The organism is Agrobacterium tumefaciens (assembly GCF_005221325.1).
Classification (GTDB): Bacteria; Pseudomonadota; Alphaproteobacteria; order Rhizobiales; family Rhizobiaceae; genus Agrobacterium.
Map to the genome: position 1 here is coordinate 133492 of NZ_CP039888.1, position 9269 is coordinate 142760.

At 58.9% G+C, this 9269-nt stretch carries 12 protein-coding genes; 7 read left to right on the forward strand and 5 right to left on the reverse strand.

Features of this window, described 5'->3' with window-relative positions; genetic code table 11:
- Positions 1 to 116 precede the first annotated feature (116 nt).
- A complete protein-coding gene (uppY, locus tag CFBP5499_RS00710) occupies positions 117 to 1409 on the forward strand; it encodes a Wzy-type polysaccharide biosynthesis protein UppY (RefSeq protein ID WP_080826553.1) in 1293 nt (430 codons plus the stop codon).
- A 29-nt stretch (positions 1410 to 1438) separates the two neighbouring features.
- On the forward strand, positions 1439 to 2191 hold the full coding sequence (locus tag CFBP5499_RS00715) for a polysaccharide deacetylase family protein (RefSeq protein WP_080826549.1): 753 nt from the start codon (positions 1439 to 1441) through the stop codon (positions 2189 to 2191).
- A gap of 41 nt (positions 2192 to 2232) precedes the next feature.
- Here CFBP5499_RS00715 and CFBP5499_RS00720 read toward each other — a convergent pair whose 3' ends face one another.
- Together CFBP5499_RS00720 and CFBP5499_RS00725 are read right to left on the reverse strand one after the other, a co-directional pair.
- Positions 2233 to 2883: a S24 family peptidase gene (locus CFBP5499_RS00720; RefSeq protein WP_006313323.1), complete on the reverse strand. Its 651-nt coding sequence runs from the start codon at positions 2881 to 2883 to the stop codon at positions 2233 to 2235.
- 111 nt (positions 2884 to 2994) lie between these two features.
- The gene (locus CFBP5499_RS00725) at positions 2995 to 3645 is read right to left on the reverse strand and encodes a response regulator (protein ID WP_080826548.1); all 651 of its coding nucleotides are present in this window, start codon (positions 3643 to 3645) and stop codon (positions 2995 to 2997) included.
- Positions 3646 to 3897: 252 nt separating this feature from the next.
- Between CFBP5499_RS00725 and CFBP5499_RS00730 the strand changes: the two genes are divergently transcribed.
- Both CFBP5499_RS00730 and CFBP5499_RS00735 read left to right on the forward strand, forming a co-directional pair.
- On the forward strand, positions 3898 to 4251 hold the full coding sequence (locus CFBP5499_RS00730; protein ID WP_080826546.1) for a DUF952 domain-containing protein: 354 nt from the start codon (positions 3898 to 3900) through the stop codon (positions 4249 to 4251).
- Complete coding sequence (locus tag CFBP5499_RS00735) at positions 4251 to 5342, forward strand: quinone-dependent dihydroorotate dehydrogenase (protein WP_080826544.1); 1092 nt, start codon at positions 4251 to 4253, stop codon at positions 5340 to 5342. Before CFBP5499_RS00730 ends, CFBP5499_RS00735 begins: the two co-directional genes overlap by 1 nt.
- Positions 5343 to 5377: 35 nt before the next feature.
- On the opposite strand, the gene CFBP5499_RS00740 is transcribed toward CFBP5499_RS00735, so the two are convergent.
- Positions 5378 to 5875, reverse strand: coding sequence for a CAP domain-containing protein (locus CFBP5499_RS00740; RefSeq protein WP_080826543.1), 498 nt, complete (start codon positions 5873 to 5875; stop codon positions 5378 to 5380).
- A 1-nt stretch (position 5876) separates the two neighbouring features.
- The gene (locus CFBP5499_RS00745; protein WP_003514949.1) at positions 5877 to 6143 is read right to left on the reverse strand and encodes a DUF6460 domain-containing protein; all 267 of its coding nucleotides are present in this window, start codon (positions 6141 to 6143) and stop codon (positions 5877 to 5879) included.
- 169 nt (positions 6144 to 6312) lie between these two features.
- Between CFBP5499_RS00745 and CFBP5499_RS00750 the strand changes: the two genes are divergently transcribed.
- The 3 genes from CFBP5499_RS00750 (at position 6313) to CFBP5499_RS00760 (ending at position 8724) form a co-directional block, all read left to right on the forward strand.
- A complete protein-coding gene (locus CFBP5499_RS00750; protein ID WP_175416571.1) occupies positions 6313 to 7254 on the forward strand; it encodes a class I SAM-dependent DNA methyltransferase in 942 nt (313 codons plus the stop codon).
- Positions 7255 to 7388: 134 nt separating this feature from the next.
- Positions 7389 to 8000, forward strand: a complete 612-nt coding sequence (locus tag CFBP5499_RS00755; protein ID WP_080826541.1) for a YitT family protein — start codon at positions 7389 to 7391, stop codon at positions 7998 to 8000.
- Between the two features lie 82 nt (positions 8001 to 8082).
- Positions 8083 to 8724, forward strand: coding sequence for a YitT family protein (locus CFBP5499_RS00760; RefSeq protein WP_080826540.1), 642 nt, complete (start codon positions 8083 to 8085; stop codon positions 8722 to 8724).
- A gap of 26 nt (positions 8725 to 8750) precedes the next feature.
- Here the strand turns inward: CFBP5499_RS00760 and CFBP5499_RS00765 are convergent, their stop codons facing one another.
- On the reverse strand, positions 8751 to 9212 hold the full coding sequence (locus CFBP5499_RS00765; RefSeq protein WP_080826538.1) for a carboxymuconolactone decarboxylase family protein: 462 nt from the start codon (positions 9210 to 9212) through the stop codon (positions 8751 to 8753).
- Positions 9213 to 9269: the final 57 nt, after the last annotated feature.

Below are 9269 nucleotides of genomic sequence, written 5' to 3' on the forward strand. Positions count from 1 at the left end.
TAATGACGATAATGACTGTTTATGGTTATTTGGACATGGCCCTGTTTCCAAAGGGTTTCGTTGTTCGTCACAAGGCAGGCCCATGATCCGATTGTCCAGTTCCGGTGCACGCGACCATGCCGCGTTTGGCTGATACGCAGCCCATCGCTGCGCAAGGCAGCGCCATATCTCTAGCCGGCGGCCGGCGCGACGCGTTTTTTTTCGTCGCCACCATGCTTTATATCTGGATTTCGGTGGCGCCCTTCGAAAATCTCGCAGCGCCGCCTGTGCCGCACGCTGCCGCAAACCAGCTGACCGGCCTCGTGATTGCGCTGATCCTGGCCGTTTTCGCGCTGCGCCACCGGCTGACAGGGCTTTTGCTGAGGCCGCGCCTGCCCATCCTGCTATTGTTTTTCTGGCTGGCGCTTTGCTCGATGCTGGGCGCCGAACCCGGCACCTCGCTGCAGCGCCTGGTCTTCACCACCCTTTTATGTGTCATCACCAGCGTTCTCGTCGTCATGCCACGAGACCGGCGGCAGTTCGACCGGATGATGGCCATCTTCGCCATCATTTTGCTGGCGCTCTGTTATCTGGGAGTGATCTTCCTGCGGTCGCGTTCGGTTCATCAACCATTTGACCTTGATGAAAAGGCGCTAGCGGGTGACTGGCGCGGTATCTTCAATCACAAGAACGCCGCCGCCCCGGCGATGATCATTCTTTTCATGGTCGGGCTATACCTGCGCAACGCCTGGTCGGTGCTGGGCGGCATCGCGATTACGCTGCTGGCCGGGTTCTTTCTTTGGAAGACCAATGGAAAAACGGCGGCCATGCTTTTGCCCGTCACCGTGGCGCTGGTCTGGATCATGGAAAGGCATGCCCACCGCACCTTGCTGATGATCGGTGGTCTTCTAGCCTTCCTCAACATCGTCGCGGTCGGCTCCACCTATTTCCCGAGCATACAGAATTTTGTCGAAAGCCTGGGGATCGATTCCACGTTCACCGGCCGGACGGACATATGGCGCCTGTCCTTCGACACCTTCGCGCAATCGCCGATCTTTGGGCAGGGGTTCCAGGCATTCTGGACGAGCGACCGTCTCTTGTCGCAGGCCGATATTGCCGGCACCTGGGCGGTCACGGCCTTTCATGCCCATAATGGCTATGTCGAAAGTCTGCTGAATGGCGGATTGCCGGCCTTCATTCTCACCGTCATATGGCTGGTCATCATACCCGCAAATGATTTCCATACGGCGGTGGACAAGGGCACGGACCCGGGACTGACCCGACTTTTTGCACGAATTTGGGTGTATGCGCTGCTTTCTTCGTGTCTTGAGAGCAATTTCTTTACCGGAACCGGGCCTATTTGGTCTTCTCTGCTGATCGCGGTCTATTGTTTGAGGCATCAGGCTCACGACATACTTGAACAGGGGTAGTAATTTGCAGACAGGCCGGGGGGCTTTGTATGACGCAAAAAATCGGGACTTTTGCTGACCGGATCAATAACCGGCTGGTGCGGTATTTTCCGGGACCGGCGGTGCGGATCGAAACGTCCGAACCGATCGTATCCTTCACATTCGACGATGTGCCGGCCACCGCCTGGACGAAGGGTGCGCGCATCCTGGAAAACGAGGGCGTTTGCGGAACGTTTTACATCGCCGGCACCTTTGTCGACAGGCACGACGGAGAGCAGGAGATGATCTCCACCAAAGGCTGTTCGGAACTGGCAGCGGCCGGCCATGAGCTTGCCTGCCACACCTTTTCCCATCGCAAACTCTCGAGCTTTTCACGGCGGGGGCTCGAAGCAGATCTCGAGCGCAATGACAGCGTCTTGAGCGCATTCGATGAAAACCGGCACAGCCGAAATTTCTCCGTTCCCTTCGGCATGGCCTCACCGGTCATGCAGCCGCTCTTGCGGCGCCGGTTCAGAACTGCACGCGGTATCATGCCCGGCATCAACCGGGGCAGCATCGACCCGTATAATCTTGCCGCCGTCGAGTTGCGTGCGGATCAAAACTACCTCGACGCCGCCGACCACTGGCTTGAGGATGTTTTGCAAAAGGGCGGCTGGCTCATCATCTTCACCCATGACGTTTCGCAGACACCAAGCTTCTACGGTTGCCCGGAAGACAGATTTCACAGCCTCGTCCGCAGGGCGGCGTCCGGCGGTGCGAAGATCATGACGGTCGATGCTGCGGCAAGGACACTCGGCCTGTAAAGGAATATTCTCAGCGCGCGCAACGGGGCGGTATTGCGAACCTATTGGCTGGCCCAGATGATGCGGGCGATCCACTCCACATCCGCCATGTCGAAGCTGCGATTGGGATGTTCTGGATTGAGCGAAAGAAGCTCGATGTTTTTGGGGCTTTGCCGCGCCAGCACCTTGGCCATCACTTCGCCATCGCGGCTTTTCAGCACCACGCGATCGCCGCGCCGCACCTGCGCGCCCGGCTCCACGATGAGGATATCGCCATCGCGGTAAAGCGGCATCATGCTCTCGCCCTGCACTTCCAGGGCGTAGACGCCCTGCTTGCGCTCGGGAGAAGAGGGAAACTCCACGACATCCCAGCCCTGACCCGCCGGAAAACCGCCATCATCGAAAAAGCCGCCGGAACCGGCCTGCGCAAAACCGAGCAGGGGAATGGCGTTGTCGGCACCGGAAGGCTGCATGGTCTGCGCCCTGCCGAAAGCATAACCGAAAAACTGGTCGACACTTGCGCCCGTCGCCTCCAGCACCTTGGAGACGGATTCCGTCGAGGGCCAGCGTTTGCGGCCATCCGGTCCGAAGCGTTTCGATTTATTGAACGAGGTGGGATCGAGGCCGGCGCGCTTCGCCAATGCCGAAGGCGTCAGCTGATGGCGTTCGGCAAGCGTATCGATGGCGCTCCAGATCGTCTCGTGTGACAGCATGATAGAAAGCCCGAAGTGGAGCCGATAGCGGAAAGCTCCTGTCGTTTACTGACCGGAATCTAGACCAAATCCGGTCAGGAGTAAAGAAAAGAAAGGAATAAAATCCTTGCCCTACGCCACCATTGCCGATGTATTTATCTTGGCGAACTGGATGACCGCCTGCGTGCGGCTGTCGACCTTGAGCTTCAGCAGAATAGCCGAAACATGTGCCTTGATGGTGGCTTCGGAAACATTGAGCTCATAGGCGATCTGCTTGTTCAGCAGCCCTTCGGCCAGCATGCCCAGTACCCGGCTTTGCTGTGGCGTCAGCGTTCTGAGCCGGCCGATCAGATCGGCCACGTCAGGATCCTGTTCCTTTTCGCCATGGTGGCCCGAAGGTATCCAGACATCGCCTTCCAGAACCGCGCGGATGCCGTCCCTGATATCGTCAATGCCGGAGGATTTGGAAATGAAACCGGAAGCGCCGAGTTCGATCGACCGGCGAACGGTGGTCGCATCATCCGTTGCCGAAACGATGACGATCGGCAGGCTGGAGAATTCCGCTCTCAGCGCCATCAGGCCTGAAAATCCGCTGACCCCCGGCATGGCGAGATCCAGAAGCATGAGATCGGCGTCGTTGCGCGCAGCGGCTGCACGTCGGACAGCCTCGAAATCCCCGGCCTCAATGATGGTCTGTTGCCCGTCAAGACCGGCTACGGCCTGTTTCAGGGCGCCGCGAAAAAGCGGGTGGTCATCTGCAATGATAATAACAAGTTCCGACATTCTGGCCCCCTCCCAAGGGCGTTATGCGGTTCTTTCGCAGCTATTGGCTTACTCCCTTTGCCGGTGGTCGAAACACGTCCGGCTCCTCCGCCAAAGGTTGCGCCAATCACTCCGGCATTACAAGGAAAAGCTTGTGGACAGGCGGCCTTTCAGGGCTTCCGTAATAAAAATACCGTGGAAACTGTGGACAATCTTCATGCTTTGCGGCAAACCGCCCAGACAGGAAAGCGCTGGAAAGCCTTGGAGAGCCCCATGCAGGAAACGCCCGCGATCATCTATAAAATCGTGCCGGAGACGTTGTGGAATGCGGCGAGGGCAAAGGGCGTGTTCGAGGGAGCGGCCATCGACCTCACCGACGGCTTCATTCATTTTTCGACGGCAAAGCAGGTGGCAGAGACCGCCGCGCGGCATTTTTCCGGCCAGGTGGATTTGCTTCTGATTGCGGTCGACGGTGCAGCGCTTGGCGACAAGCTGGTCTATGAACCGTCCAGGGGCGGTGATCTTTTCCCGCATCTCTACGCCCCGCTTCCCCTAAGCGCCGTCCTTTGGGAAACGCCTCTCTCGCTTGATCATGATGGCCAGCACCAGTTTCCGGAGATTTTGTGATGAGCGGATTATTTTCCTCTGTCGGCCGCAAGGGCCTGTTTCTCATCGATCCGGAAAAGGCGCACGGGCTCTCCGTTGCGGCGCTGAAAAGCGGCTTCCTGCCCACCTGCATGGTGCCGCATGATCCGCGCCTGCAGCAGACGGTCGCGGGCCTTGTTTTCCCCAATCCGCTCGGCATGGCGGCTGGCTACGACAAGAATGCGGAAGTGCCGGGCCCGCTTCTGAGGCTCGGTTTCGGCTTCACCGAAATCGGCACCGTCACGCCGCGGGCGCAATCCGGCAATCCCAAGCCGCGCATATTCCGCCTGGTCGAGGATGAGGGCGTCATCAACCGCCTCGGTTTCAACAATGAAGGTCATGCCGCGGCGCTGGAGCGCCTGAAACAGGCGCGTCTGCGCGGCATCGTCGGCGTCAATATCGGCGCCAACAAGGACAGCGAAGACCGCATCGCCGATTATGTGCAGGGCATCGAGGCGTTTTATTCGGTCGCGTCCTATTTCACCGTCAATATTTCCTCGCCCAACACGCCGGGTCTGCGCGACCTGCAGGCACGTGAAAGTCTTGCCGCACTCCTCACGGCCGTGCTGGAACGCCGCAAGGCGGAAGCGGAGCGCCTCGGCAAACGCATCCCGATCTTCCTCAAGATCGCGCCCGATCTGACGGAAGAAGGGCTGGACGATGTTGCCGAAGAGGCGCTCGCCCATGATCTCGATGGCCTGATCGTCTCCAACACCACGCTCTCTCGCGAAGGCCTGCGTCCCGGCCCCAACAAGGGTGAGGCTGGCGGGTTGTCGGGCAAGCCGCTCTTTGAACTTTCCACCACGGTTCTTGCCAAGATGCGCCGTCGCGTCGGCGCCAATCTGCCGATCATCGGCGTTGGTGGCGTTTCATCTGCCGAGACGGCTTTGGAAAAAGTGAGGGCAGGGGCCGATCTCGTGCAGCTCTATTCCTGCATGGTCTATGAAGGTCCGGGCCTGCCCTCGGCCATCGTCAAGGGCCTGTCGAAGCTCGTCGCCCGAGAGGGCGTAGAGACCATCCGCGACCTGCGCGACAGCGCGGTGGACCGCTGGGCTGACCGTAAGCTCGGCTGAAGAGCAAAGGAGCGGGGTGATCTCCGCCCCTGAATTCAGGCGCAGAGCACCATCGCCCAATAGGGCCGGTTGCGGCTGGCGGCATCATAGGCGACCGCGACGCCAAGCCCATTATAAGGCCCGAGCATGTTTTCGAGATGGTGCTGTGAGCCGATCCAGGCCTTCACCACGCGTTCCACGCTGTCCTGTCCGGCTGCCACGTTTTCCGCTGCCGGAAGCGGCACCTTGCCGTCCTTCATGCGGATGAGGAAACTGTCGGTCAGGCCGATCAGATGCGCCATCTTCTGCGCCTTGACCATGCGGCCGGCCTGATAGGCGGCGGCACCGCTTGCCGCACCATTGATGGCGAGTGGCGAAAGCCCCTTCGAGCGGCGCAGATCATTGACCATCGGAAGCGCCGACGCCGTCTCATCACGGGTGCCTGACGGCATTCCCTTATTGGTGGGCATTGAGACGCAGGCGGAAAGAACGGAACCGGCGGAAAGCAGCACGAAGCCGCGCCGTGAAAGCGTCTGAAGTGATGTATCTGTCATGTCAGCGGCGATAGCTCAGGAGGCGAAGAATGATGAAAATGGGTATGACGATCGTAGCACCAAGGATCAGATAGTCGCCGATCGCGCCCAGCGCATGGAAACCGCTACGCCAAAGATCGACCACGAAATCGCGCGCGCCATAGATGATGTTCCAGGGCGTCAGTCCAAAGATCGCCATCAGAAAACCGACGAGCAATGAAACGACGAGCAGCTTCACCACGGTGCGGGCCACCGTATCACCCAACATTTTGTTGACCTCACCGGCCATCAGCAAGTCTCCTGTTTTATCCTGACATATGGGGCGCACCGCTTCGATGCAAGTTTTCGCGCACTATATCGCGCCATATCAGCCAATTCCACGCGGGTGCCATGAAATAGGACTTGAGTTTTTTTATGGCTTGATAAATGACAGCCCGCATCTTCTCAGGAAATCATTGATGGCCCCAACCCAGTTTTCTTCCGGTGACGTCATTGCCGACCGCCGGGCGGACTATGCCCGCATGTTGGCGGAAGGCGGTGACTATCCCGCCGCCGCCGAACTTATGGAACAGGCGCTTGAACTTGCGCCACGGTGGACGGCGGGCTGGTTTCGCTTCGGGGAATATCATGAAAAGGCGGGGGAGACCGCAAAGGCGGTGGCGGCTTACGAGAAAGTCGCCGAGCTGGATAGGGAAGGGCTGTTTGCGGCCGAACTGAAGCTCGCGGTTCTCGGCGCCGCGGAAACACCTGAACAGCCGCCGAGCCGTTACGTGGAAGGGCTGTTCGACGATTACGCCGACCGTTTTGAAACCTCGCTTGTCGAGAAGCTGGACTACAGCGTGCCGGAAAAACTGGCGGAGCTGATCGGCAAGGCAGCGACAGGCGGCGCCTTCGACACCATCGTCGATATTGGTTGCGGCACCGGTCTCCTTGGCATCGAAATCCGCGCCCTGGCAAAAAGGCTCGAGGGTTTTGATATCTCCCAGAACATGCTGGCCAAGGCCGGGGAAAAGGGTCTTTACGACCATCTCGCCCAGGCCGATCTTTCGCTGGACGCGGAGGCATCGGGGCTCTTTACCCCGGTACTCACGCAGCACCGTGCCGATCTCGTCGCCGCTGCCGATGTGATGATGTATCTCGGCAGCCTTGAAACCGTCATGCCGCTTGTTTCCGCCCTGCTCGCGCCATCGGGCTTCTTTGCCTTCTCGGTTGAGGATGCGGGGGATGAGGAAGGTTTCGTATTGCGGGAATCCCTTCGTTACGCGCACTCCAAAAGCTACGTGACCGATCTTCTCGAGCGCTGGGGCTTTTCCCCCGTCGAAACCCGCAAAACCACCATTCGCAAGGATGCCGGAAAACCCCTTTCCGGCATTCTTTTTCTTGCCCGCGCCAAAGCCTGAACATTCCGTTTCTTGCCTTTTTCGCGATAGGTCAGGCTTGCTTACGTATCCATCTTGATCTGATGTTTTTTGCAGTGCAAAATATGCAGGAAACTTGAGGGAAAAGCGTGAGCACAACGAGAAGCGTTTACGGCATGTGGAGTTCCGATCCGGCCAAACATGCGCCGGTGGAGGACGTACAGGGCATCGTCACCGGCGCCATCGTCTCTGCGCTCGGCTTCTATCTCTTGGCCAAGGTCGGTCTTTTGACCGGCGGCACCGCCGGTGTTGCCTTTCTCCTTCATTATGCCTTCGGCATCAGCTTTGGCCTGCTGTTCTTCCTCGTCAATCTGCCCTTCTATTACCTGTCCTTCCGTCGCCTTGGTCTCGCCTTTTCGTTCAAGACCTTCATCGCTATCGGCCTTGTTTCGGTGCTGACGGAAGTGGAAGCGCGCTGGATGGTCATCGACAGCATCAATCCGCTCTGGGCGGCGTTGCTCGGCGGCCTGCTTCTCGGTTACGGATTGCTGGCGCTTTATCGCCACCGCGCCAGCCTCGGCGGCATCGGCATTCTCGCCATCTATATTCAGGATCGCTTCGGCATCCGCGCCGGCCTCATCCAGCTGGCCTTTGATGCCTGCGTCATGCTGTGCGCCTTCCTCGTCATCGATCCCGCAACCGTTGCCTATTCGATTGTCGGCGCTTTCGTTCTCAACATATTCCTCGCCATCAACCACCGCTCGGACAGATACATCGTCGTGCGCTAAGTTTGAGCGCTTGAAATTTGTCGGGCTTGGGCGCAATAGCTGGGCAAGGTCGGGCCAGATCGGGCAAATCAGGGGAAAATGCATGGACGATACCAGCGCGCGCAGGCGTTTGAACCTTTGGACCTCCGCGCCAGATCGTCATTCGCTGTTGGAAGATGCGCAGGCCATTCTGGCTGGCAGCATGCTGATTTCACTCGGCGTCACGCTGTTTTCGGCAGCGGGTCTTCTCACCGGCGGTGTGGTCGGGCTCGCATTTCTGGCGCATTACGCCAGTGGCTTTAGCTTCGGCGCGGTGTTTTTCCTCGCCAACCTACCATTTTATTATCTCGCCTTCCGCCGCCTCGGCCTCGCCTTCACGGTCAAGACCTTCTGCGCCATCGCCATGACGGCACTACTGTCGGAATATATGCCGGGCTTTTTCGCCTTTGAGAGCATCAATCCGATTGCAGCCGCACTTTTCGGCGGGCTGACGGTCGCCGCCGGCATGCTGGCGCTGTTTCGCCATCGCACTAGCCTCGGCGGTTTCGGCATATTGGCGCTTTATCTTCAGGATCGTTTCGGCTGGCGCGCCGGCCTCGTCCAGCTCGCCTTTGATGGCATGGTGCTGGCGTGCTCCTTCTTCGTCGCCACACCTTTCGTTATCCTCTGCTCCATCCTGGGCGCGCTGGTCATGAACCTCACGCTTGCCGTCAATCATAGAAACGACCGCTACATCGCCATGTAGCGGTCGCTCGATGCGGTCAAGGTGGTTCAGGCTGCCTTTGCTGCAGCTTCGACCGGATGTTGCGAACGAAAACCGACCGCGATCCGGTTCCAGGTGTTGATCGCGCCGATCGCAACCGTGATCTTCACGATCTCCTCGTCGGAAAAATGCGTCTTCAGGGTCTCGAAAGCATCATCCGGAGCACCGGTTTCGGCAATCTTCGTCACCGCATCCACCCAGCCGAGCAGCGCCCGTTCCTGCTCGGTGTAAACAGGGGATTCCCGCCACACGCTCATCAGGTTGATCCACTGTTCGGAAAGCCCATCATGGCGGCTTTCCTTCACATGCATGTCCACGCAGAAAGCGCAGCCATTGATGATCGAGGCGCGCAGCTTGATGAGGTGGATGAAGCGTCGCTCAAGGCCGCTGCCCTGAACATAGTTTTCCAGGGCTATGAGGGCCTTGAAGGCTTCGGGGGATGCCTTGGCATAGTTGAGACGGGTTTTCATGGGTTTCTCCTTTGATCAGGTCTGTTTCAAGTCACGGGTGGTCACTCCGGAAAGCTG